This is a genomic window from Mesorhizobium sp. RCAM 05104, from assembly GCF_059683645.1.
In genome coordinates, this window is sequence record NZ_CM185033.1 from 2,623,139 (window position 1) to 2,646,973 (window position 23,835).

Genomic DNA, 23,835 nt, shown 5'->3' on the forward strand with positions numbered 1-23,835 from the left:
GTGGACACCAAGTGATTGAGGACGATGAACAGAAACTGCTGGTGAGGCGGATTTTGCGCAACGGCCGCCGGCGGTACGACCCGGCGTCGAAAGAGCGGCTAGTTGCGGCCTGCCTTGAGCCTGGCGTGTCGGTATCGCGACTTGCGCTTGAACATGGGATCAATGCCAACCTTCTTCGGAAATGGATAAAGACGACCAAAGACGCCGGTGCTTTGCCGCCACCTGCACCGTCTGCGTTCATTCCAGTTCAAGTCACCGCTGCGGACCACAGCCTGCCTATGCAGAGCAATTCGGTGGACAGGCCTGCTGCGCGTGGTGAAGAGCGGCTGTCGAAGTCGGAAAGCATGGGCTCATCGCCACTCCCAGCCAAGGTGAGCGCGTCTTTGCCGAACGGCGTGAAGCTGGTGCTGGAATGCGGTGATGTAGACGCGTTGACGGCGATCATTGGAGCTCTGGGCCATGTTCAGACTGGGCGCTGATCTCAACGTCTACCTGCACCGCGAGCCGATCGATTTTAGGGCCGGCATCAACAGCCTTGCGGTCCTGGTTCAGGAGGTGATGGAGCTTGACCCATTTGCGCCTGCGGTCTTTGCATTTTGCAATCGCCGCCGCGACCGGATGAAACTCTTGTTCTTCGACCGGTCCGGCTTCGTGCTGGTTCTGAAGCGGCTGACCGAAGACAGGTTCCGATGGCCACGCCGGGAGACGGCGGTGGTTACGCTGACGACCGAGCAGCTCCATTGGATTCTCGACGGCATCGACATCGATGCAATGGTGCGCCATCCGGTGCGGCAATATCAGGTTGCGGGCTGACGGCTCCCGAATTGTGCGGTTGACGCGTCGGTGCGGTTCAGATTCAAAACTACGATGAATCGACCTGGCGAACCGACTGTTGAGGAGTTGATGGCGCGCATTGCTGTGCTGCAGGCGGAGAACCGTCAGCTCGCAGAACGCGTGGTTAAGCTCGAGGAAGAGTTGGCGCTGGCGCGCTCACATCGTTTTGCGCCCAAGAGCGAAAAGCACGTTGATCGCCTCTTCAATGAAGCCGAACAGGTTGCCGATGAAGACGACGCGGGCAGCGAAGATGGCAATGTCATCGACCTGCCGGACACCGGCTTTCCGTCCACCGAAAAGCCGGAGGCAAAGAAGCGTGGCCGCAAGGCCCTGCCGGAACACCTGCCGCGCGAGCGCGTCGAGTATGACCTTCCCGAAGATCAGAAGGCCTGTCCTTGCTGTCGTCACCGGATGCACCACATGGGCGAGGCCATTACCGAGCAGCTTCATATCGAGGTGAAGGCGAAGGTCCTGCAGAATGTGCGCTTCAAGTATGCCTGCCGCCATTGCGACCGCACCGGCATCAATACGCCGGTCGTGATCGCGCCGATGCCCGCGCAGCCCTTGCCGGGCAGCATCGCCACGGCCTCGACACTGGCATTTGCTCTTGTTCACAAGTACGTCGACGGCACGCCGCTCTACCGCTTGAGCCAGGCATTCGAGCGAGTCGGCGTGCCCGTCAGCCGCGGCGCTCTGGGGCATTGGGTGATCGGATCGAGCGAGAAGCATCTCTCCCGCATCTATGACGCACTGAAGCTGCGGCTCAGGTCTCAAGCACTCATCCATGGCGACGAGACCACCGTCCAGGTCCTGAAGGAAAAGGACAGGGAGGCCACCAGCACATCATTTATGTGGGCATACCGGAGCGGCGAAGAGAGTAACGAGCCGATCGTGCTGCTCGATTATCAACCGGGTCGCGGCCAGATTTATCCGCAGGCCTTCCTCGGCGATTACCGCGGCATACTGATGAGCGATGGCTATACCGCATGGCGCACGCTGGCAGGGGCCACCCATGTGGGATGCATGGCCCATTCCAGACGTCGCTTCGTCGATGCCCTCAAGGCAAGAAAGAAGGGGGGCGGTCCGCCGGAGCAGGCGCTCAAGTTCTTCGAGCAGCTCTACCGGGTTGAAGGCCAAGCGCGGAACGAAAAGCCGGACAAGGGCGAAACACAAGCCGATTGCATTCGCCGCTTTCGCCAGCAACACAGCGTTCCCATCCTCAATGCTCTCAAGATATGGCTCGACGACATCGCGCCGAAGGTCTTGCCCGATAGCAAGATCGGCGACGCCGTGTCCTACACTCTGAACCAGTGGGAGTACCTGACGCGATACACAGAAGACGGCAGGATGCCGATCGACAACAACCTCCTCGAACGCGATATCAGAATCTTTGCCACCGGCAGAAAATCCTGGCTGTTCAGCGATACCGTGGATGGAGCCAGGGCCAGCGCCGTCATATACAGCCTGATGCTGACCTGCCGCGCCTGTGGCGTCGAGCCCTTGGCCTACTTGCGCCACGTCCTCAGCGAATTGCCGCAGCGCGCCACAGACGCCGACATCACCGACCTGCTGCCCTTCAACTTCGCCAAAACCGCCGCTGCATGATCCGATGCAGCCGTCTGACAGCGACCCCGTCAAACGGGCCGCGTCAACGCGCATGGAAATGAGCGCTTACGCTTCAGTGACTACCTACGTCAAAGCAACAAAAAGGGCATCGCTGGTCGGCTTTCCGGCAACGCATTGGATGGAGATGTCAAGGGCTATAAGCAGGACGCCGGCGGTCATCGGAACATCGGTGCCGCACTGGCTCATCTTCGACAATCGCACGCCGGCGCTAAGGAGCTCGAGCGCCGTGTTTCCCCCGTTCCTGATCGCGACGACGCGGCACTGATGGAACCGAGGCGGGTCGGCGCCGCTGCTGCGCAGCACAGCGCGTGGCAGGAAGCTGGCAGTTGGCCAAAGGAGCTTCCTGCGGAAAGCCACGATCGGCTGATCGACGAATCTGGCCCGTCGTCCTCGGCGCCACAGCCGGCTCAGTCAACTCAGTTTTTGAAAAGGGTCAGCAAGCGCCCTCTTCATTTAAGGGATCAAGACTTTATTTTCAGCCTTGAGGAGGCCCTCGTCAAAGGCGGGGCCGCCGAGCAGACCGCCAAGAACAATGTAAGTGCTCTTCTCGGCTTTGGCCACTGGCTCTTCGCAAATAACAAAGATCCCGTGAAGGATCGGCTCGACAAGCAATCGCTGACCGATGATGCGCGCGAATTCATTGGAAAGGGTGATCCCTCGAGGCTGCTTACGGCAATAAGTCATCTCCGGACCTCGCAGTCGACGGGGGAATCGTGCCGATCGCAGGCCGCGCTGAGTTGACTCCGTATCCGGAGGACGCGGCTCTCATCAAAGAGTACAGAAAGGAAGCAGCGACAAATATCGGCAGTTCCAATGCAACTGATCTTAGGAGCTTCAGTGACTACCTACGTCAAAACAACAAGAAGGGCATTGCTGGTCGGCTTTCCGGCGAGGCATTGGATGGCGATGTCAAGGGCTTCAAGGAGGACACCGGTGGTCATCGGAACATCGGTTTCGCACTGGCTCAGCTCCGAAAATCGCAGGCCGGCGCTAAAGCGATGGAGCTCGAGCGCCGTGTTCCCACCGGTCCTGATCTCGACGACGCGGCACTGATGGAGCCGAGGCGGGTCGGCGACGCCGCTGCGCAGCAAAGCGCGTGGCCGGAAGCTGGCAGTTGGCCAGAGGAGCTTCAAGGACAGCAGGATAATCAACCAGCCCCGTCATTTTTCATTGCTCCAGGGAAGTTGCCCGCTGGACTGGATAACCTCAACAGCATAGCGGCGGGCGCTTTCGGAGCAACCGGCTCTCGGCAGTCTGGGGTTCAGGCTGCCACCCGGCCGTTGTTAGCGGTCAGCGAACAGCAGATTCGGCGCTCGCCTGGCGCGATTGACAGGGGCATGCCAACCGAGTGGGTCATCATTAACAATGAACATTCCACAGTGCTGTTGAGGCCAGCGAAGCGGCAGAGGACCCTGAATGCGCCGTCAACCGTCGCCATTCAGCAGCAGCTGAGCGAGATCGGCAATTCAGTCGGCCGCATGCCGATGCAGCCCTCCACCTACCCGGTGGGCGCATTGCCATTGGAAGGGCAGCCCGTTATGCGGGAGAGAGAGGGCGAATACATCCCAAGGCTGCATGCGGAGACTAGCGCGATCGGAGGCGCCACTGCGCAGCACAGTGCCCCGCATGAAGCTATCGCTTTGCCACCCATGGAAGATTACGATCAGGATCTGCTTTGGGGGGATTGGATAAGGCCGGCCCACAGCCATTTCTCGGGCCAATCGCGAGCCATCATCAGCCGCCGGATTCCGCAGAAGCCGTTCATCCTTTGAACTGGCGCAACGACCACCAGTCGGCCGCGGACGAGTTGGCCGGGAGCAACGTCCTGCCAAGCCGGCAGGACGGCGGGTTTGAGGCGGTTCATCAGAATCCGCCCACATCATTCGAGCTTAACGCTTGGGTTCCATCGCCTGCCTTTCCGCCGCTGTTTACCGGGCCAGTACCGGGTCGTTACCAGGGCGCTCGACAGCCCGGCTCGCCGCAGGAGCTTTCTCTTGTGCCAGCCTCCTCGGACGATGAAGCTTTGGCGTGGTTGAGCGAGGAGTTGGTGCGGCGGCGGATGCAAGAACCGGCGTCGCCATCAACTGCCAGAGCTCAGGATCTCTATCCTGGCTTTGAAGCATTGGTTGATCCAGATCCGGCTGAGTTGGGTTACAATGCTCACTTTGCGCCGGCGCCTTCTGCCAGAGCTCCCTTAGACATCTACGGCGATCTTGATTCTCTAGTTGATTTGCCGTCCACACCGGTCGACTTGCGCGACGATGCTCATTCCGCACCGGTGCGTCCGCGCGGGCAGATGGTCGAGACGAAGTGGCAGCAGATGATGCAAGGGACAGGGTCCGCCGCCGTATTGAGGCAGGGAGGCCCCGATGACGTTCAGCTCATCCATCACACTCGACCTCGGCCCATGAGTGAAGCTGCGCCAGCGGCACCGGCAAGGGCTCCAGGACCCGGCTGGCCAGTCACCGCCAAGCTGCCAGACACCTACCGCGGTCTTCCCGTGGTTGATGTGACTACGTCCACGACCACCTCCTCCGATGCCCAGATCGGGGCGTTGGATCCGACAGCCTCGTCCAATGTCACCAACGGGTCGGTGCTCGGCGCCACCGAGTGGCTGAGCGACGCCCATGTGCAGAGGGATTACGATTTCGTAGAGCAGCAGCTGCAGGGGATCAATCCGACGCTCGCCGCCCGGACACGGCTAGTCAGTCCGTCGGTATCCCATCTACTGCGCCACATGGAGCCGCAAAACGCGCGAGGCACATTGCAGTCCATCTATAATCAAAACGACGCCCCAGCCGACTTCCTGTTCCTGCCATTGAACAATGGCACTCCCAATAGCCCCGGCACCCATTGGTCGCTGCTGCTCGTTGATCGCCGCAACCCGGAAAGGCGGTTCGCCTATCACTACGACTCCCTTCAGCGAGAGGGATACAACGACGTGCCTGCAACACAACTCGCAAGACTGCTGAACGCCACCTTGACGCCAGCCCGCATGCCGCGACAGCCGAACCATTATGATTGCGGCGTCTTTGTGCTGGAGGGCACGTGGGCGCTGCTTCAACGATTGGTGGACGGGAAGCGGCCGGACCACGAGCCGCTGCACCTCGACAACCTCATCGCCGATCGGCAGGCGCTGCAAAACCGACTCAGGGGGCGCATGCCGCACGAGGAGGAGCCCCGGCAGTTGTTGGATGATGAACCCGCCTCCCCACCAATGATGGCATTCGACCCAGCGGAACTCCGGCTACTGTTGGATGATGAGCCTGCCTCCTCTTCGCCAAGAGTTAATTCGACCCCACATGCGCGAACGGACGGTGTTCATCAGCCAACCCAGGCGCCGTGGCTCCCTGAACGCAAAAGATCAGCATGAAGTCGAATTTGAAACGTTTTGCCCAAGCAACTGCGATCGCCTCGCTCTGGACGGTAACCGCTACGTCGGCGAAAAAGGGATGTGGATCACAGGGCAGGCAAACCCTTCCTATAGAAGCGCAGGCCCGGTCCGAACTGAACTATGGTGGCAAGCAGCAAGAACACGTACAGCGGCGTTGTCACGTTGTTTGAAATGTGGCCGCGTGAGGCCGACACCGCGCTTTTCAGGCAGGCCGTGCACTCACGGCCTCCCACGCGGCCATTGCCTGGCGTCGATGGGTTCGAATTTGTGCTGCGGAGCGGTTGTCTGGGATGGGACGAAGAGATTTCGGACGGCGGAGAAGATCGACACGAAATGCTGCAATGAGCCGACCGACCGGAAACCCTGTCGCGTTCGTTCCCGTTTTCGGAACGGCAGGTGAGAATTCTCCGCCCGGTTGTTCAAGCCTTTATGCGAGCGGTGTTCCACGTTCGGCATGAGCTGGCGTTTGGCCGCCCCGTAGGAGCGCAATTTGTCGGTGATCATACGCTTTGGCAGCAGACCCTGCTTCTTCAGAAGTCGCGTCAGCAGGCGCTTGGCGGCCTTGCTGTTGCGACGCGTCTGGACGATCTCGTCGAGCAGATATCCGTCCTGATCAACCGGCTCCACAACCGTAAGCGGTGCGCCAAGGGCACCTTGCAAGATGCCGATGAACATGGAGGTTTCGGGCCATGACATTGGAACATGCAACGGGCGATATGGTCGCCGAGTTAAGCGGCGCCGCGGCGGCCGAAGGTCTTAAAACGGTGCCCGGGCGCGTGCGGCAACGAAGGCTGTGGAGTTGCACTGAGAAGCGCGCGTTGGTCGACCTGGCGAGCGCGGCGGGGTCGTCGGTGACCGAGGTCGCGGAAGCGTTCGGCGTAGCTCCGTCACAGCTCTATGCGTGGCGCAAGCAGATGGCCGGCGGGGAACTCGATGCCGATCAGGCGATGGCGACCTTCGCGCGCATCGACGTGAGCGATCTGCCGGATGTCGAACGCCCCGTCGCCGATTGCCCGGACCCGGCCGGCAGGATCGTCGTGGCCTTTGCGAGCGGCACGCGATTGCGGATCGACGGGATCGTCGATCCGACAGCACTGCGCATCGTCCTGGCGGAGTTGACCAGGTGATCACGGTGGTGCCGACCGACCGGATTTACCTGTGCTGCGGCGCGACCGACATGCGTCGCGGGATCAACAGCCTGGCGCGGATGGTGCAGCAGGTGCTCGCGCTCGACCCGCACACCGGCGCGATCTTCTGCTTCCGTGGACACAAGGGTCATATCATCAAGATTCTGTCGCATGACGACCAGGGGTTCTGTCTGTTTACAAAGCGGCTGACCGATGGTTGTTTTGCCTGGCCAACCACCAAGGATCAGGTCGCCGTGTCGCTCACCAAGGCGCAGCTTTCGCTGCTTTTGGACGGGATCGATTGGCGCCGGCCGAGCAAGATTTATCGACCGCGTTTGGCTGGCTGATTTTGATGTTTCTTATTGATTTTGTGTTGATTCTTCTTCCGTGACGAGGGTCTTTCGGGTATAGGTTTTGGGTGTCGGAACAAGCTCCCTCAACCGCTGATTTCTTCGCTCGGATCGCCCTTCTGGAGGCGGCCGTTTCTGCCCGTGACATCACCATCGCCGAACGCGATGAGCAGCTTCGAAGAGAGCGCGCCGAGGCCGCACTTCGCATCCAGCGCCTGCAGCTGCGGATCGATCGCTTCAACCGCAAGGCCTTCGGCCGCTCCTCCGAGAAGCTGGGCCAGATGCGGCTCGAACTCGAAGATCTCGAGACCGATTTCGCCGCCAGCGTGCCCGATCTCGAGCTGCCCATCGTTGCTGACACCGACAAGGTCCGGGTGTTGCCGGTGCGTAAGCTCAATCCCAACCTGCCGCGCAAGCGGGCCGTTCGCGAGCCGTCTTGCGCATGTTGCCCGGGCTGCGGCGGCGATCTGCGCGCCATGGGCGAAGATAGCGACGAGATGCTCGATCTGGTTGCCCAGGCCTGGCAGGTGATGGAGACCATTCGACCCAAGTACAGCTGCCGGACCTGCGATAAAATCATCCAGGCGCCGGCGCCAGCCAAGGCCATTGCACGCGGTAAGCTCAGCTATGCCGCGCTCGCCCATATCATGATGGCCAAGTGGGGTTATCATCTGCCCTTCTACCGTCAGGCACAGATGATGGCCGCCAAGGGCGTCGATATCGAGCGATCCACCCTTGCGCGCAGCGCCGGCTACGCCGCCGCCTTGCTCGACCCGATCTACAACCGCATCCGTGAGATCGGCCGTACCCGCACCAAGATTCATACCGACGACACGCGGCTTCCGATCCTGGCGCCCGGCAACGGCAAGACCCACAAGGGCGCGCTCTGGGTTTACGTCGCCGACGACCGCAATTCGGGTTCGCAGGAGCCGCCGATCGCCTGGTATCGCGCCACCATGGGCCGCGCCGGCGAGAGCGTGATGACCGAGCTCGCCGGATTTGCCGGCACGCTCCAGGCCGACGGTTTCAGCGGCTATAACCAGCTCTACAAGGGCGGCGCCATTCGAGAAGCTGCGTGCCTGGCCCATCTGCGTCGCAAGATATTCGACGTTCACGACAGCCAGCCGACCGAGCTCAGCACGACGGCGATGGCCAGTATCCAGGCGATCTACCGGATCGAGGAAGAGATACGGGGACTCCCGCCCGCCGAGAGATTGGCCGCACGACGAAGTCGGACCCGACCACTGGTCCGGGCGCTGCGACGACAGCTCACGCGCCAGGGCAACGGTTTGTCGCGCCATGCCGATATCGCGAAGGCCTTCGCCTATGGCACCAGACGATGGCGCGCGTTCAATCGCTTCCTCTACGATGGCCAGCTCGAGCCCGACAACCTGATCGCGGAGCGGGCGATTCGCGGATTTACGGTCGGCAGGCGCAATTGGCTTTTCTCGGGCAACTTCGCCGCGGCCGAGCGGTCAGCGGTCGTGCTCAGCATCATCGAGACCTGCAAGCTCTGCGGCGTCGATGCCGAAGCCTACATGGCCGATGTCACCGAGCGCATCCAGAACGACTGGCCAGCCTCGCGCTGGGATGAGCTGATGCCGTGGAATTGGGTGCGCCGCCAAGAGATGCCGCTCCCGTTGGCAGCATGAGCGCAATCGATGACATGGCGCTTTCGGACGAGGCGCTGGAGGCCTGGATGGCCGTCAAGATCAACCGTCGCCCGCTGGTGCGGACCATGTCGGCGCTGGATGGCTTCGTAACGGCAGCGGTCACCGGGCCACGGTTCCCGGACCCGCAAGACTGGATGTGCCCCCTCATGGGGTTGCCGCGCGACGTCCTGGCCAAAGGCTCTGCTACCGATCACGCCGTGTTTGCCAGCGTCGCCAGGATCCACAACCGGATCAACGAGACGCTCTTCGACAGACCGCAGGATTATGCGCCCCGATTCGCCACCAAGCCCAGCGGCGGCATCGACCCCCGGCCGTGGTGCCAGGGGTTCTACGCGGCCATGAATCTCAACATCAAAAAATGGAAACGGCTACTCGACCTCGACAACCCCAACCACGGCCTGCTGCTGCCGATCCTGATCTACTGCGTCGACAAAAAGGGGCGGCCCGTCCTCGGCAAGCCCAGGCCGGGGCCCGAAACCGCGCGCTTCATCGAGCATGAGGCCTACAAAGACATCGCCCTCGTCATCCCCGCCCTGCGCGAACTCCACTACGTCACCCGTTATGACGATCCGCAGTGATCGGCGGCGACGCGCGGACCAACGGCTGCCCTACTATAGAGCACTATTTCGGGAAAGGTGCCTTGGCGCATCGCTCTGATGTCCTTTTGCAAGGCGCGATCTGCGCAGTAATCCACCCGACACCGATTTCCTCGGTCGGTTTCTCATTGACTGAGCGCCTATCGGTGGAGACGTGGCCTGGGACGCGGGTGAACAAGCTCTGATGCGCGGGTTGGTTACCGCATGTCCATGTATTCGTCCGGGGCTGGTCCTCTCTCTTACAACGGGCGTCGGCATTGCCGGCCACAAAGCGATGCCGGGAATTCCCCATTCAATGCCACGTCCCCGCCGATAGGCGCGATGATTATTTCGTCGCGACCTATCAGGTTCCTGCCTGCTGCTCATCCGCTCGGGCGATGGCCCACATGAAAGCAGCGAGTTCCCGAGCTATTGCGGTCACAGCCACGGTGCTGCGCTTGCCACGCGCGATCAGGGCCCTGTAGCGCTTGGTCAAGCGCGCCTGTGCGTTCCACGCTATGTCTCGCACGACTTCAGGCATGTGGCGGCTTTCGAAGTATTTTCTTTTCCCCAGTTTGGCCGGATAGCGGTAAGTCCAGGCGCTCTCGGCCAAGACGCGGCGCACTCGGGCATTCCCAGCCTTGGTGATACCGCCCCGTCGCACGGCGTCCCCGGTCGAGCGCTCCGAGGGGACAAGTCCGAGATAAGCCATCAGTTGTCGCGGGTTGGCAAAGCGGCGTACATCGCCGATTTCGACCATGAAGGTAGCCGCACAAATGAGCTGGACCCCACGCAAAGCCTGCAAGCGTTCGACTACCGGCGCGAGTGGCCAGTCGAGCAGGCCGTCTTCGATTGCTTTTTCCAGGCGTGCTACTCTTTCCCGGCACTGCGACTCTGCGAGGATCAACTCCTGCAGGACAGCTTGCTGACTGCGGTATGAGAAACTCAGTCCATGCAGCCATTTGAGATACTTCGTTCCCCAGGCCTTCAAGCCCGAATAAATCTTGCCATGTCGCAACAGGAAGGATCGAATCTCCTGCCGCTTGCGGGTTCGGTCCTTCACCGCCGCCTCGCGGGCGCGGATCAGGTCACGCATAGCCTCATGAGCAGCGTCCGGTGTCCAGATCTCCGTCAGCTCACCGGCACGGAACAGCCGGGCAAGTTTCTCGGCATCGCGGCGGTTCGTCTTGACCCGATCGCCAGGCTTGCGCGGGATCAGAGACGGAGCAATCACGGCGCACTCGTAGCCAAGCGCTTCGATCTCCCGCTTCAGACCGTATCCGGTGGGTCCAGCCTCATAGCAAAATCTCAATCGTACACCTGGGCGTCCGAGCTTGCGGACGAGGCGGCGTACTGACGCACTATCGGAAGATATCTCTCCGACATATCGAACCTCGCCGGTACGCCCGCTCTCGGCGAGAGCAACAGCATGCCGATCCTTCGCAACATCCAATCCTACGAAAACTTCGCTATATTCTTCCATGGTTCGTCCTCCTGGCATGAGGATAGGCTCGACGAGCAACCCTCGTTTCAACACTGCCAGTGTAGGGCGAACCACCTCACAACCGGCAACCAGAAAGGACATAAGGTCTTACCCACAACCAGCACTTCTGACCGTTGATGCGCACCGCGACTTCATCCAGGTGCCAGACATCATCTTTCGTCGGCGACTTGCGGCGTATGCGGCGCGCATAATCAGAGGCTGTTTGGAAAATCGGATTTGAGGGGTTTCGTTTGCGCATGAAGTCTGATTCAGAGCGTGGATGTGGACCGAACAGAGCCGTGGCCGTGTTGCCAAGATCGCGCGTAAGACGAAGCGTTATCCGTGTGATCTGACAGATGAGGAATGGGAGCGGATCGCGCCACTGATGCCGGTTCCTGGTCGGCGTGGGCGTCCCCGTATAGCGCGTCGATCTGGAAGAGACCTGCGCGACAATCTGGATGAGACTCTCAGAGCGCGGTCACGGGCAAATTATCATGCTGATTGTCGCTGGCAAGAGTTTCGCCGTTTTCTGATTGTCGCTCCGCGACAAGCTCGTGCGTGTTTTTGATTGTCGCGTAGGAGGCTGGCCTGCCGCGCTGGCGTTTGGCTTCGATGGCGGATCTGCGCCGGTAGCTTTCGACATTCATCTCGAAGATCGTTGCGTGATGAACAAGTCGGTCGACCGCGGCGAGGGTCATGGCGGGGTCGGGAAAGACCCTGTTCCATTCTCCAAAGGGCTGATTGGCGGTGATCATGATGGAACGCCGCTCATATCTTGCGCAGATGAGTTCGAAGAGCGCGCTCGTTTCGGCCTGGTCCTTGGTGACGTAGGCCAGATCGTCGAGGATGAGCAGATCGAACTTGTCGAGCTTGGCGATGGCGGATTCGAGTTGCAGCTCACGCCGTGCGACCTGAAGCTTCTGGACGAGATCGGTTGTTCGGGTGAACAGCACACGCCAGCCGTTCTCGATGAGGGCGAGCCCGATAGCTGCGGCGAGATGCGACTTTCCGCCGCCGGGCGGGCCAAACAACAGGATATTGGCGCCCTTTGCGAGCCAGCTATCGCCGGCGGTCATGGCCATGACCTGCGCCTTGGAGACCATGGGTACGGCATCGAAGGCGAAGCTGTCGAGTGTCTTTCCGGGCGGCAGATGCGCTTCGGCCAGATGGCGTTCGATCCGGCGCCGATCGCGCTCGGCCAACTCATGCTCGGCAATGGCCGACAGGAACCGGGCGGCGGGCCATCCCTCTCGATCAGCCTGTTCGGCAAATTGCGGCCACAGGGTCTTGATCGTCGGCAATCTGAGTTCGTTGAGCATGATGCCGAGACGGGCTTCGTCGATGATGTGGGCGGCCTTCATGCGACGTCTCCCGCATAGGCCGTGCCGATCAGGGCTTCATAGCCGTTGAGGGAAGCGAGTTGCACCGAGACGGTCGGCAGCAGTGCGGGATCCGGGCCGAATAGCGATCGAAAGACAGCAATATCGGGCAGGTCGCCGGCGTCGAGGGTCTCGGCGAGCTGCTCGGCAAGTTCGCGCTCGCAGCCTCGATCATGGGCCAGCGCCAGCAATTCGACCATCACCTTGCAGGCCTGCCTGTCCGGCAGCCGCTCAATGAGCACATCGAAGGCCCTGCGGTATTCCTGCCGCGGGAAGAGCTTGTCACGATAGACGAGATTAAGAAGCGCCATCGGCTTTTTGCGCAGGGAATGGATGACGTGCCGATAATTGACGACCTGATCGTGCCTTCCATCCGCATGCCCGCGGCTTCTGGGCAGCGTCATCAGGTGTGTTCCTCCGACAAAGACCTCGAGGCGATCGTCGAACAGCCGGACGCGAAGCCGATGTCCGATCAGGCGGGAGGGAACGGTGTAGAAGACCTTGCGCAAGGTGAAGCCACCCGTCCGCGACACGGTCACGGCCACCTCCTCGAAGTCGCTGGTCCGCCGGTCGGGGAGTTCCTGCAGATGAGGGCGTTCGGCATCAATGCGTTTGCCATGATTGGCGTTGTGCCGGCTGGCGATCTCATCGATGAAGGCGCGGTACGCGTCGAGATCGTCGAAGTCCCTGCTGCCGCGCATCAGAAGGGCGTCACGGATGGCGCTCTTGAGATGACCATGGCTGCTTTCAATCGACCCGTTCTCGTGGGCGATGCCCTTGTTGTTGCGGGTCGGCGTCATGCGATAATGGGCGCAGAGTTCCTCGTAGCGCCGTGTCAGGTCCTCCTGCGCATCGGCACTGAGATTGCGGAAAGCCGCCGACAGGCTGTCGCTGCGGTGATAGAACGGCGCTCCGCCAAGTGACCAGAGCGCGTTCTGCAGTCCTTCGGCCAGGGCCACGAAGCTCTCGCCACCGAGAATGACGTGGCTGTGTTCGAAGCCCGACCAGGCGAGCCGGAAGTGGTAGAGCAGATGATCGAGCGGCTGGCCAGCGATCGACACGCCCAGGCTGCTCATGTCGGTAAAATCCGACAGCCCGAGCCGGCCGGGCTCGTGAAGCTGACGGAAGATGACCTCCTGCTCTTCGCCGTGGATGGCGCGCCATGACCGAATGCGCCGCTCCAGGGTCCGGCGAATGCCCTCGCTCAGTTCCGGGTGCCGCCGCAGCATCTCTTGGTAGATGGCGACTGTACGGATGCCTGGCGCCGCCTTCAAAAGGGGAACGACTTCAGCATCGAAGATGTGCTCGAGAGGGTCAGGCCGTCGCCGGCCGCGAGCCTTTTGCTTTTGCGATGGCAGGTCCGGATTCTTTTTGATGCGATAGGCCGTCGCTCTGCTGATCGACGCCTTGGCCGCGGCAACCTCGGTCGTGTGTTCCTGTCGTAACTTCATAAAGAGCCTCATCTGATGGTCGGTTACATGACGGCCTGGCACAAAGGTGATTCTCCATTCTTCAGAAAATCGCCAAGGTACTTCAGCCAACCGCGCTCAACAGACGCCGGCAGTGACGCCGCGGGGGTGGTGTAACTCCGTTCGGGCTACGCCCTCAGTGCGTCACACCACCCCCGCCGAGTCTCATCTTGATTGACGCTGAATCTCATCCTAATCGCCGCGCCGCATCCCCGCGAGGTGGATTTTCGGGAGGTAATCAACGCGGTGCGCTATCTGGTGCGCTCAGGCTGTGGGTGGCGGATGTTGCCCATTCATTTTGGGCCGTGGCAGACGGTCTATAGCTGGTTCCGCGAGTTGGCACGGCGCTTCCTGTTTCAGACGATCCACGACGTGGAACTGATGCTCGACCGCGAGCGGCAGGGTCGCGAACCTTCACCCTGCGCTGGTGTGATTGATAGTCAGTCGATCAAGGCACCCCATGCAAAAGCACGAGGCTACGACGCGGGTAAGAAGATCGTCGGGCGCAAGCGCCATATTGCGGTCGATACGGACGGACGGCTCCTGATGGTCAACCTGACCACCGCTGACATCTCCGACAGCGCGGGTGCGCAGGCGATACTCGACGGCATCCGCAAACGCTGGCCGTGGGTCAAGCATCTCTTCGCCGACGGGGCCTATGACCGGCTCAAGCTGATGGATAAGGCCTGCTATCTCGACTTCATCGTCGAGATCATCCGCCGCTCCGACGACCAGAAAGGCTTCAAGGTTCTACCGCGTCGCTGGGTCGTCGAACGGACGTTCGGATGGATGATCCGGTGGCGACGCCTCGTGCGCGATTACGAGCAGCGCATCGATGTCTCGCAGGCCATGATCCTCGTCGCCATGGGCGGCATCATGCTACGCAGAGGCGCAGAGGTCGCGTCCCTACAGGTGGTGTAGCTCGGCGGTAGCGAAGCCGCTCGCGAGCGCGCCCTCGATAGCGCTGTAGCGAGCGAGCGGCTTTGCGGTGGTCATCGACAGTTCGCCGGTAAGGTCGGGTTGCTGACACCAACCTGATTCTGAAGGAACCATCGATGACCGACGACATGATGAACCTGCGCGCGCTCGTGGAGAAGACTCCGGATTCCGATCTCTTGCGCGAGATGATTGGCTTTGCCGCCGAGCGGCTGATGGAGCTGGAGGTGGGCGCCGCCACCGGCGCCGCCTATGGCGAGAAGAACCCGCTGCGGACGGCCCAGCGCAACGGCTATCGCGAGCGCGACTGGGAGACGCGCGCCGGCACCGTCGAGCTGCGCATCCCCAAGCTCAGGAAGGGCTCCTACTTTCCGGGCTTCCTCGAACCGCGGCGCATGGCGGAGAAGGCGCTGACGGCCGTCATCCAGGAGGCCTACGTCCAGGGTATCTCGACCCGCTCGGTTGACGACCTGGTCAAGGCCATGGGCATGAGCGGCATCTCCAAGAGCCAGGTCAGCCGGCTGTGCGAAGAGATCGACGGCAAGGTCAAAGCGTTCCTTGAAAGACCCATCGAGGGCGACTGGCCATACCTGTGGATCGATGCCACCTACCTCAAGGTGCGCCGCGGCGGACGCATCGTCTCGGTCGCCGTCATCATCGCTGTCGGCGTCAACGCGGACGGCCGGCGCGAGGTGCTGGGCATGGAGGTCGGCACGTCTGAGGCCGAGCCGATCTGGACGGAGTTTTTGCGCAAGCTGACCCGCCGCGGCCTCAGGGGCGTCAAGCTCGTCGTCTCCGATGCCCATGAAGGCATCAAGGCGGCCGTCACCAAGGTGCTGTGCGCGACATGGCAGCGCTGCCGGGTCCACTTCATGAGGAACGTGCTGGCGCATGCCGGCAAGAGCGGGCGCCGTGTCGTCTCCGCCTTCATCGCCACCGCGTTTGCCCAGGAGACGCCAGAAGCCGCCAGCACCCAATGGTGTGCCGTCGCCGACCAGATCCGGCCGAAGGTGCCCAAGCTCGCCGCCATCATGGACGACGCCGAGCCCGACGTGCTGGCCTACATGACCTTCCCCAGGGAGCACCGCGCCAAGCTGCATAGCACCAACCCGATCGAGCGCCTCAACGGCGAGATCAAGCGCAGGACCGAGGTCGTCGGCATCTTCCCCAATGACGATGCCATCGTCCGCCTCGTCGGCGCGTTGCTGCTTGAACAGAATGATGAATGGGCCGTCCAGCGCGCCAGATACATGACGCTGGAAACCATCAGCCAAATGAGCGATGATCCTCTCATCAGCCTGCCAGCCGTGGCACGCTGATCATCCCGGCCCCATGCCGGAGAGCGCGGCGACCAAGCCGTCAGCTACACCACTCCCTGGGACACGATCCGGCGTGTCACCCTAGATGAGCTTGATCGGGCCCGCCCTTCGGTGCGAACACATCATGCCACCGGCAGGGCAGCGTGCGACTCGCCGCGCCTGGCTGAAATGCGAATGCATCCATTATGTGTATACCTATGATCCGAACATTCGATTGTTCAAGTCACTTCTCGAAAGCTAACCCTTCGTAGCCACGGAATCATGGGGTTCTCGAGGGCGACCTCGGCCTAACGAATGCAGGGGCCGCACGTAGGTGGACGATGCGCAGAGAAATTGCAGGCGGAGTTGTGGCATTTTGGGTTGACCAAGCGGCATTTCGGCCCGTCAACTCGTCTTCACATGTTCCATCCCCGCCTATTGCAGGAGTGCGGCTTGCACGCTCCTGCGATTACCCGTCGGAGAGAGGGTTACGAATACTGCGACGAGTTGCGCGACTTCTGCTGTCGCACCATCCCATAGCGGTCGGTCACCTGTCCTACCTTGATAGGAGATGAAATGCGAACGCTGCTCGTTGACCATCATGCGGATCTTACGCGCGCCGTGCGAGTTGCGCTCGGCGATAGCGGTTTCGCCGTTGACGTCGTTGGTACACTGGAACAGGCGTCGAGTGCATTTTGTTGCGCGAGCTATGAAATTCTTCTGCTGGAGTTGGTTCTGCCGGATGGCGACGGTCTGGATTGGCTGAGGCAGCTAAGGAGCGACGGACATTCAGTTCCTGCCGTCGTGATGAGCAACATCGACCATCTTGAGCAGCGAATTGCGGTTTTCAATGGTGGCGCGGACGACTTTCTGGTCAAGCCGGTGTTTACGGACGAACTCATCGCCAGAATGCGAGCTGTTCTGCGCCGGTCGACACAGATGACCGACCCGATCATCGTATTTGGCAATCTCCACTTCGATCCGATCGGCCGTCAGGTTTCCGTTGCTGGTCATCCGCTGATGGCCGCACGCCGTGAACTATGTATTCTAGAGCATCTGCTCAACCGTGCAGGCCGCATCGTGCCGCGGGCGCACTTGGAAGATCACCTCTATTCGTTCAACGATGAAGTATCTGCCAACGCGCTTGAAGTCGGAATCTATCGCTTACGCGGACATCTCAATAGGTCAGGTGCAACGCCACGGATCAAGACCGTGCGTGGCATTGGTTACATTCTCGAATGTCCGACTAGCGCGACATCCGCATAGTTGGTCGAATTGAAAGAAAAGACTGCCTTGAAAATCATTCCAACTGGTCATGCGGGCACTGATCCGCGGCCGCCGCTCATCGTCGGCCAGAGACCTATTTTTGCGTGCTACTTGAGCCATGTCCTCTGCGCGCTCATTTTGTTTTCTCCCCTTCCCGCCGCTGCCCAGAACAAGCAGGTTCAAGCGGCACCGCGTGCCGCTTCCAACAGCATCAACGCCACGCTGAACCTTTCCTCTTCGCTCGGCAAGACAGTTCATTTGCCCGCGGCAGCCGCGACTATCTTTGTTGCCGACCCGGCGATCGCCGATTATCAGGCACCCTCAAGTAAAACCATCTTCGTATTTGGCAAGAAATCCGGGCAAACGAGCCTATTCGCCCTGGACGAAAACGGCGAGGCTCTCGCTGAGTTTCGTATCGTCGTCACGCAACCGATCGGGGAACTGCGCGCCATGTTGAGGGACCAGGTCGGCGACTATCCGATCCGAGTCAGCTATACGCCGCGCGGTGCCATCTTAAGCGGTACAGCGCCCGATGCCGAGACCGTCGACACGGCGAAAAGAGTTACTGAGCAATTTCTCGGGGACGGTGCGCAGGTCGTCAATAACATCAAGGTCGCTGGATCCTTGCAGGTTAACCTCAGTGTCCGCGTAGCGGAGGTCTCCCGTAGCGCGATGAAGGCACTCGGCATTAACCTGTCCGCCTTCGGTCAAGTCGGCAATTTCAAAGTGGGTTTATTAAGCGGCAAAGGTGCTGGCGCTGGTGCGGCGAATGGGGGCGGTACAGCAGAAATCGGATTCGACAATGGTGCTGTGAACGTCGGCGCGGTTCTCGATGCGCTCGCCGAGGAGCACATCGCTTCCGTGTTGGCCGAGCCAAACCTCACCGCTATGTCAGGTGAAACTGCCAGCTTCCTGGCCGGTGGCGAATTTCCCATCCCTGTCTTGCAGGAAAAGGGGCAAGTCTCGGTTGAATTCCGTCACTTCGGCGTCAGCCTAGAATTCGTGCCAACCGTTCTCAACAACGACCAAATCAATATTCGCGTAAAGCCGGAAGTCAGCGAACTATCGTCTCAAGGGGCTGTTCAAATCAACGGCATCTCCGTGCCGGCAATTTCCACCCGCCGTGCCGACACGGTCGTCGAACTCGCCAGCGGGCAGAGCTTCGCGATTGGTGGACTCATCAGGCGGAGCGTCAACACTGATATCAGTGTTTTTCCTTGGCTGGGCGAGTTGCCGATCCTTGGCGCCCTGTTTCGTTCGTCCTCATTTCAAAAGCAAGAGACGGAACTGGTTATTCTGGTGACGCCTTACATCGTAAGGCCAGGATCGAACCCCAACCAGATGAGCGCACCGACGGACCGGATGGGGTCGCCTTTGGACCAGGGGGCCACTCTGACGAACTCGTTGGCAAGTCCGCCAGGAGACCAGCGCCCTAGTCCCCGCACTGGTGTGTCAGGCGCCAAGGGCGGCCTCGGCTTTATCATTGAATAGCGGTCTACGAATGACGTTGCGGATCATAAGTCTGGTGGTCACTCTGACGGTAAGTGTAAGTGGCTGCACAAGCACCGCGCCGATTGTCGAGCCATTGGCACCGATCCTTATCGGGCAGGAGACCACCGTACTAACGTTACACAGCCTTCGCGCTTCCGAACGGCGGCGTTTGCGCGTTTTCCTTGAAACGGCAAGTCACGGCCGGCGCGATGCCCTTCACCTCCTTATCAGCGGGGCGTTCGGGCTCAGCGCAGAGGCCGTCCATGAGGCCAGGCAGATGGGCATCGGCGCCTACAACATCCATTTGCTCGACCAAACCAACGGCGGCGCAGTGCGAATAGAGGCGATTGTCTATCGTGCCCGCCCTCCTGTCTGTCCTTCGTATTCCGGCCCTTTACTCAATGACAAGTCCTTCGACCAGACGCTTGGCTGTTCGATACGCCATAACCTGGCGGCAATGGTCAGCGATCCGCGCGATTTGCTCGACAACAAGGCTGTCAAACCAAGCGATGGTGATCGTGCGGCTGTACCAGTAGCCAGATACAGGACCTTCGCGAAGGGCAAAGACGGCTGATGTCAAGTCGTCTCGTCTCTACCTGGTACACCCTGGCAGCTGCTCCAGCACCTACGTGCGGACCCATCGGATTTGGCGCACGATCATCGCCTCATCGAGGTCGTTGACCCAGATGGAAAACAGCTGCCCCCTTACCACACTAGGGCGCACTTGAGTGACGCTGCAGGCTCGCGACTTTCCTTGGTGAGACAGCCGTTACTGTCACGCTGATGGTGTGAACGGAGTTGAGAGGATCCGCTTCCAAGGCACCTTTTGAGGGCAAGACGATGGCATGCGCACTGAGCGGACTCTTTGTTGGCGTTTTAAGCTTCGCGTACCTGAAGTGCCACCGCTTGGATCAATGGCCAGGCACCCAATATTGCCCGGTTCGTGTCGAACAAGATGGCGCGGCGCCGCGCTCCAGGCGGCGCGTGAGCGGGGCCGGCGGGGCCCCATGGCCGCCGGAGGATCACTTTCTTCAGCGGGCGCTGCGCCTCAGCTTGACGGCGCCGTGCGTCGGCGCGACCGAGCTGGCCGGCGCCACGCTTAATTTTCTGCCGCAATCGAGAACGCGTTGTCAAACCCAAGTCGCATTGGGCCTTGATGATCGCTCTGCTTTGGCGCGCACAATCCCCTCTGCCGGGTTCTTTTGTCGAGCTCTCCTTCTCACCCGCCCGGTGTGACACCACTTCAAAGGCGCAGGTCAGCCGGATCAAGCCGGACCTGCTCTAGACACTTTGGAATAGATGGCGATCTGGCGATCTTCTAGGCGCGCCGGTCAGATCGATAGCGCCGCGGCAGCAAAGTTTACGCGGCCGCTGATTGGCAGGATGGGGGATCGCGCCGAGGAAGCGAAATCCGTTTATCAGGCCACGTTCTGAGATAATTGCGGCGTGCCGATCGGGCTAGGAATACCTGCGGCGTGGACAGGTTCCGCATTCAGGCGTGCCTGCAGATTGTTCAAATACTCTTCTGCATAGGTTTGCGCCGTTGAAAGCGGCAGATTGATGCCGGCCGTCGCAGCCTCTTCCAATGCTTTCCTGATGAGCCCGTTGCGAATCGCGAGTTTGACCTGGGGGCCGGCGACAAGACTGACCGCCTGCGCTGCGACACCGAGGCCAGCTTCTAGCAGCGCCTGCTTCATATTGCCTCCGGTAATAGCTGTACGGACAACATTTAACGCTTGCGCCTCGCACGCAAGCGCCATCGATGCGAGATCGGCCACCTGGCCCACGGCCGGAACGAAGCTGAGGAGACCAACCGCCGTCGCAGTCCAATCAACCACTGTCGAGTACACCTTGAGCACGTCGCCGACTGTGTGGATGAAGGCCCCGCCGTTCTGTTTGGAAGACTTGATATCGGGCTGGTCCGCCGCACCCATCATCATGTCCGCGACGGCCTCCTGCTCTGCAGCGGCTTCAGGCACATGGGTTTTCGTTTTCTGAACGGTGCTGTTCGCAACAGACATGTTGCCGTAGAATTGCGCGAAGTCTTTTTTGCTGATGTTACCGGAATCGACCGTATGCCCGCCGCCGAAGTCGAAGAACTCATTGTGGGTCTTATAGCCCGTAATTGAATTGTTCAGCAAACCGAACAAAAGCGGATCGGAGAGTAACTGCGAGGCCGTTTGGCGTACCTTCGGATCGAGGCTCTTGTCGTCTGCCATGCTCGCCAGCTTGTCACGAGTCAGGTCACCGCTCCCAAAGAATGCGCGCTGATTGCTGTTAATCATCTTGAGCGTGTTCAGCTCGGTTTGCGTGAGGCTCATTGACGATGTAGCGGCTTTGAGGAACTCGTCTTTATGGACCGTATCTGAACCACCGCACAGCTGCTTCCAGGCATCCGGGTGATTTAGGAAGTGTTGAGCAGCCGCAATGACCTGAGGCGGACATTTGCCGGTTTTCGCTTGGCCGTCGACGATCCGCTTGAAATCAGCCAGGCTTAGATCCTTAGGCAGGTCGTCGGAGTACCGGTAAAGCTCGCGCAACGCATCGCTCAAGGTCATGACCGAAGCCTGAGCATTTCCGGCGCTGTCGGATGGAATGTAGTTCTGCTGGTAGCTTTGCGCCTGCCGGTCCTGAAATTCGGCAACTTGTGAGTGATGGTGGGAAAATCCAGACAAATCCTTCGCCGTGATCTTGCCTCCACAGCGACCATCGCCCTGCGATCCGATCGCGTAAAAGAGTTCGGGATCCTGCTGCAGTCCTTCGATCGCCGCTTTCAGATCCGGCGGCGTAGAGGGATCATTGGCTTTATCGCCAAGCGACTCCCAACTGAGTGGGCATTGGTCCTTGTGACGGTTCAGCACTGCCACGATCTGCAACTCGGCCTTGGTTAGCGAGCCGCCGTTCCACGTGATTCTCGAGCTTGGCACGGGAGCCGGCGATATGAAATCGGAGGCGATCGCAGGAGGCTGCGGGGCCTGATCCATCGATTCGATTGCCGCCTTCATATGCGACGGCAGCAGGTCCAATGGGTGCTGCCGCAAATCTTCCAACGTCGATTCGACATCCGGCGCCAGCGGACCCCGGAGCGCGCCAGGATTGGTCATGTCTCCGAGCAAGTAGGTGGACAGCATTGCCTCGAAGGACGATGCGCTTTGCTGAGTCTGCAATACCGCGGCAGAAGGCTTCAGGCCCGACCATGCCTGTACGGGCTGTGGGAGATTCGAAGTGATGGATGATGAAAGGTTGCTGGCCGACATTGTGCATCCTCAGACGTGACGTTGAAATCCCAACAAAGGCCTCATGTAAGCCAATGTTTCACGAACGTTCCGAGCGTTGGCCGGTCGCCAAAATGGCCCCTAGCAGTGCCTTTAATTGCTCCGCTCGTTGTTAGCCCCAAGGTCAATTCCAGCCAAAAGCCAGCGACATGGGGCTTCCGATTCCCATCATGAGCGGCTTAGCTTTCGAGAAACTGACGAATTTCAGAAGAATTCACAATCAGGAGCGGCCGACGTGATGATTTCTCCAGAAGCTGCGGCGTCTCCTTAGATGTCATCTCTGGCTCAGCTCAGGCTTCCCTGCAACGCTATCCGGTTGCGGCACGTCAGAAGAATAAGAGGCTTCCGGTTGTCCGTTACGGACGACCGTGGTGGAGGAACCCCGAAACAATATCAGTACCGATTCCCTTGGCGGCGTCTCAGCGACGTGAGGCTGCGCCTGCGCCTCGGCCACAAGGCCGTTGAACGTCTGCTCCACGAGCGCGATGAAGCGCGGTGGACCGGAAACAAGGACGAGGCCATTTCCGGGCGTGGGTCTCACTACATAGCGGTCATCGGAGATGCCAAGCCTATCGAGGGCGCCGTTGAAGGCATCGAAACGAACCGAAGTGAGCACAAGCATCCGAGTTTGCGCTTCTTTTGCAGCGGACACATAGAGCACAAGCCCATCATAGTACCATTGGAGATGGTACAGGTTGGTCAAGCGGTCCAGGAACTTGCGCGGTGGCAAATCCGGCATACGCCCGCGAATCCGCCCCTTCACCTCGGCGCTGATATTGACCCTGATGTTCAGGTTGTTGCCGAATTCCTGCAACGCGGCAGTGAGATCCTGATCTAGAACCGTATACCTATAGGGTGTCGAGGGAAGCGATAGGGGGGCGCCGACAGTTGTTTGGATGGCGGCGGAGAGAAAAAACCCGACACAGAGAAGTCTTTTCAAGCTGTGCAGGATGGTGGATCGTATGAACGTTCTTGGCATCTCGCCCTGATAAACCAAAGGATGGAATTTTCACAAGTCACCAAAGTCGTCAAAGTGACTTTAAATGACCAACCGACGCTCCCGTCAGCTTGTCGTCAGCTCGCCTCCCTAAGGGATTGCCTCAACAGCGGGCGATGAACCGGCTGGACTCATCACACGTTAAAGAGAAGCAATCGAGTCCTTGTATGATGATGCCTGTCACGTCGATCCCTGCCAGTGTTACTGACAGTCTCTCCAGGGTTGGCTCACCGTCATTCGGCGAGCAGGCCCACTTTGACCACGCTCTAGCACAGGCGGCTGCCTCGATGAAAAACGATACCGCTGCGGCGGCGCCTGTTCCTCCGCCCTTGGATGTTCAACGCGCGACTGCGCAGACAAGTCCACTGGGACACCGCGTGCTGCAGGCGATTTCTTCGATGCACGGGGACAATGCAGTTACTTCTGCCGCGCCCGACCATCAGGTAGCCCTAACGAAGGGCGCTCTACCGGGTGCGGCTGAGAGGCTTCCGGTCGAAGGTGGGGCAACGGGGACGTCGGACGTTCCGCGAGCAGGGGGTGACTTCGAAGCGATGGTTGCTGGTCTGCGGGATCTCTACAACGGCGTCACCCAGGTTGCCCTTGTTTCCAAAGGTGTCAGCGGCATCACCTCATCGGTGAACAAACTAATAAAAGAAGGATGA

Annotated in this window: 20 protein-coding genes and 3 pseudogenes; 17 read left to right on the forward strand and 6 right to left on the reverse strand. The window is 60.2% G+C overall.

All coding sequences use genetic code 11. The annotated features are described in order from the left end of the window. The first annotated feature begins 14 nt into the window (after positions 1 to 14). The 6 genes from tnpA (AC56QP_RS13000) to AC56QP_RS13025 all read left to right on the forward strand — a co-directional run bounded on the left by tnpA (AC56QP_RS13000) (position 15) and on the right by AC56QP_RS13025 (position 5,833). Positions 15 to 479, forward strand: coding sequence for an IS66-like element accessory protein TnpA (gene tnpA, locus AC56QP_RS13000; RefSeq protein WP_258599064.1), 465 nt, complete (start codon positions 15 to 17; stop codon positions 477 to 479). Then, entirely contained in the window at positions 460 to 813 is a 354-nt protein-coding gene (gene tnpB, locus AC56QP_RS13005; RefSeq protein WP_258580693.1) for an IS66 family insertion sequence element accessory protein TnpB, read from the forward strand. Before tnpA (AC56QP_RS13000) ends, tnpB (AC56QP_RS13005) begins: the two co-directional genes overlap by 20 nt. A gap of 54 nt (positions 814 to 867) precedes the next feature. Then, positions 868 to 2,439, forward strand: coding sequence for an IS66 family transposase (gene tnpC / locus AC56QP_RS13010; protein WP_489863891.1), 1,572 nt, complete (start codon positions 868 to 870; stop codon positions 2,437 to 2,439). Between the two features lie 135 nt (positions 2,440 to 2,574). After that, entirely contained in the window at positions 2,575 to 3,201 is a 627-nt protein-coding gene (locus tag AC56QP_RS13015; protein WP_497109049.1) for a hypothetical protein, read from the forward strand. After that, on the forward strand, positions 3,174 to 4,232 hold the full coding sequence (locus AC56QP_RS13020; protein WP_497109050.1) for a hypothetical protein: 1,059 nt from the start codon (positions 3,174 to 3,176) through the stop codon (positions 4,230 to 4,232). Before AC56QP_RS13015 ends, AC56QP_RS13020 begins: the two co-directional genes overlap by 28 nt. After that, positions 4,229 to 5,833 carry a Ulp1 family isopeptidase gene (locus tag AC56QP_RS13025; protein WP_497109051.1) on the forward strand — a complete coding sequence of 535 codons (1,605 nt, stop codon included), beginning with the start codon at positions 4,229 to 4,231 and terminating at the stop codon, positions 5,831 to 5,833. The genes AC56QP_RS13020 and AC56QP_RS13025 overlap by 4 nt, the downstream gene beginning before the upstream one ends. Positions 5,834 to 6,056: 223 nt before the next feature. Here AC56QP_RS13025 and AC56QP_RS13030 read toward each other — a convergent pair. Further along, positions 6,057 to 6,472, reverse strand: a pseudogene (locus AC56QP_RS13030) (IS6 family transposase); the annotation flags it as partial. A 71-nt stretch (positions 6,473 to 6,543) separates the two neighbouring features. Here AC56QP_RS13030 and tnpA (AC56QP_RS13035) point away from each other — a divergent pair. The 4 genes from tnpA (AC56QP_RS13035) to AC56QP_RS13050 all read left to right on the forward strand — a co-directional run bounded on the left by tnpA (AC56QP_RS13035) (position 6,544) and on the right by AC56QP_RS13050 (position 9,582). Then, entirely contained in the window at positions 6,544 to 6,981 is a 438-nt protein-coding gene (gene tnpA, locus AC56QP_RS13035; RefSeq protein WP_352608053.1) for an IS66-like element accessory protein TnpA, read from the forward strand. Beyond that, positions 6,978 to 7,328: an IS66 family insertion sequence element accessory protein TnpB gene (tnpB, locus tag AC56QP_RS13040; protein ID WP_352608055.1), complete on the forward strand. Its 351-nt coding sequence runs from the start codon at positions 6,978 to 6,980 to the stop codon at positions 7,326 to 7,328. Before tnpA (AC56QP_RS13035) ends, tnpB (AC56QP_RS13040) begins: the two co-directional genes overlap by 4 nt. Before the next feature lie 71 nt (positions 7,329 to 7,399). After that, positions 7,400 to 8,983, forward strand: coding sequence for an IS66 family transposase (tnpC, locus tag AC56QP_RS13045; RefSeq protein ID WP_497100517.1), 1,584 nt, complete (start codon positions 7,400 to 7,402; stop codon positions 8,981 to 8,983). A 14-nt stretch (positions 8,984 to 8,997) separates the two neighbouring features. Further along, the gene (locus AC56QP_RS13050) at positions 8,998 to 9,582 is read left to right on the forward strand and encodes a UPF0149 family protein (protein WP_497109052.1); all 585 of its coding nucleotides are present in this window, start codon (positions 8,998 to 9,000) and stop codon (positions 9,580 to 9,582) included. Between the two features lie 361 nt (positions 9,583 to 9,943). Here AC56QP_RS13050 and AC56QP_RS13055 read toward each other — a convergent pair whose 3' ends face one another. Next, complete coding sequence (locus AC56QP_RS13055) at positions 9,944 to 11,062, reverse strand: IS110 family RNA-guided transposase (RefSeq protein WP_497100515.1); 1,119 nt, start codon at positions 11,060 to 11,062, stop codon at positions 9,944 to 9,946. Positions 11,063 to 11,342: 280 nt separating this feature from the next. On the opposite strand from AC56QP_RS13055, the pseudogene AC56QP_RS13060 reads away from it, so the two are divergent. Continuing rightward, a pseudogene (locus AC56QP_RS13060) lies at positions 11,343 to 11,480 on the forward strand (transposase); the annotation flags it as partial. A gap of 49 nt (positions 11,481 to 11,529) precedes the next feature. Here AC56QP_RS13060 and istB read toward each other — a convergent pair. Further along, positions 11,530 to 12,423, reverse strand: a complete 894-nt coding sequence (gene istB / locus AC56QP_RS13065) for an IS21-like element helper ATPase IstB (RefSeq protein WP_352722235.1) — start codon at positions 12,421 to 12,423, stop codon at positions 11,530 to 11,532. Further along, positions 12,420 to 13,934 (reverse strand): IS21 family transposase, encoded by a 1,515-nt coding sequence (gene istA, locus AC56QP_RS13070; protein WP_489859523.1) that lies wholly within the window; start codon positions 13,932 to 13,934, stop codon positions 12,420 to 12,422. The genes istB and istA overlap by 4 nt, the downstream gene beginning before the upstream one ends. Positions 13,935 to 14,120: 186 nt before the next feature. Between istA and AC56QP_RS13075 the strand changes: the two are divergent. The 5 genes and pseudogenes from AC56QP_RS13075 to AC56QP_RS13095 form a co-directional block, all read left to right on the forward strand. Continuing rightward, a pseudogene (locus AC56QP_RS13075) lies at positions 14,121 to 14,831 on the forward strand (IS5 family transposase); the annotation flags it as partial. A gap of 134 nt (positions 14,832 to 14,965) precedes the next feature. Further along, complete coding sequence (locus AC56QP_RS13080) at positions 14,966 to 16,165, forward strand: IS256 family transposase (RefSeq protein ID WP_489858334.1); 1,200 nt, start codon at positions 14,966 to 14,968, stop codon at positions 16,163 to 16,165. A gap of 555 nt (positions 16,166 to 16,720) precedes the next feature. Continuing rightward, positions 16,721 to 17,410: a response regulator gene (locus tag AC56QP_RS13085; protein ID WP_183455245.1), complete on the forward strand. Its 690-nt coding sequence runs from the start codon at positions 16,721 to 16,723 to the stop codon at positions 17,408 to 17,410. A gap of 27 nt (positions 17,411 to 17,437) precedes the next feature. Next, complete coding sequence (locus AC56QP_RS13090; protein ID WP_497101051.1) at positions 17,438 to 18,901, forward strand: type II and III secretion system protein family protein; 1,464 nt, start codon at positions 17,438 to 17,440, stop codon at positions 18,899 to 18,901. 10 nt (positions 18,902 to 18,911) lie between these two features. Beyond that, positions 18,912 to 19,475 (forward strand): CpaD family pilus assembly lipoprotein, encoded by a 564-nt coding sequence (locus tag AC56QP_RS13095; protein WP_497100514.1) that lies wholly within the window; start codon positions 18,912 to 18,914, stop codon positions 19,473 to 19,475. 844 nt (positions 19,476 to 20,319) lie between these two features. Here AC56QP_RS13095 and AC56QP_RS13100 read toward each other — a convergent pair. Both AC56QP_RS13100 and AC56QP_RS13105 read right to left on the reverse strand, forming a co-directional pair. Then, on the reverse strand, positions 20,320 to 22,158 hold the full coding sequence (locus tag AC56QP_RS13100; RefSeq protein ID WP_497104028.1) for an HrpF/NolX family T3SS translocon protein: 1,839 nt from the start codon (positions 22,156 to 22,158) through the stop codon (positions 20,320 to 20,322). A 292-nt stretch (positions 22,159 to 22,450) separates the two neighbouring features. Next, positions 22,451 to 23,155, reverse strand: a complete 705-nt coding sequence (locus AC56QP_RS13105; protein WP_497101050.1) for a secretin N-terminal domain-containing protein — start codon at positions 23,153 to 23,155, stop codon at positions 22,451 to 22,453. Between the two features lie 305 nt (positions 23,156 to 23,460). Between AC56QP_RS13105 and AC56QP_RS13110 the strand changes: the two genes are divergently transcribed. Beyond that, a complete protein-coding gene (locus AC56QP_RS13110) occupies positions 23,461 to 23,835 on the forward strand; it encodes a nodulation protein NolB (protein WP_497104029.1) in 375 nt (124 codons plus the stop codon).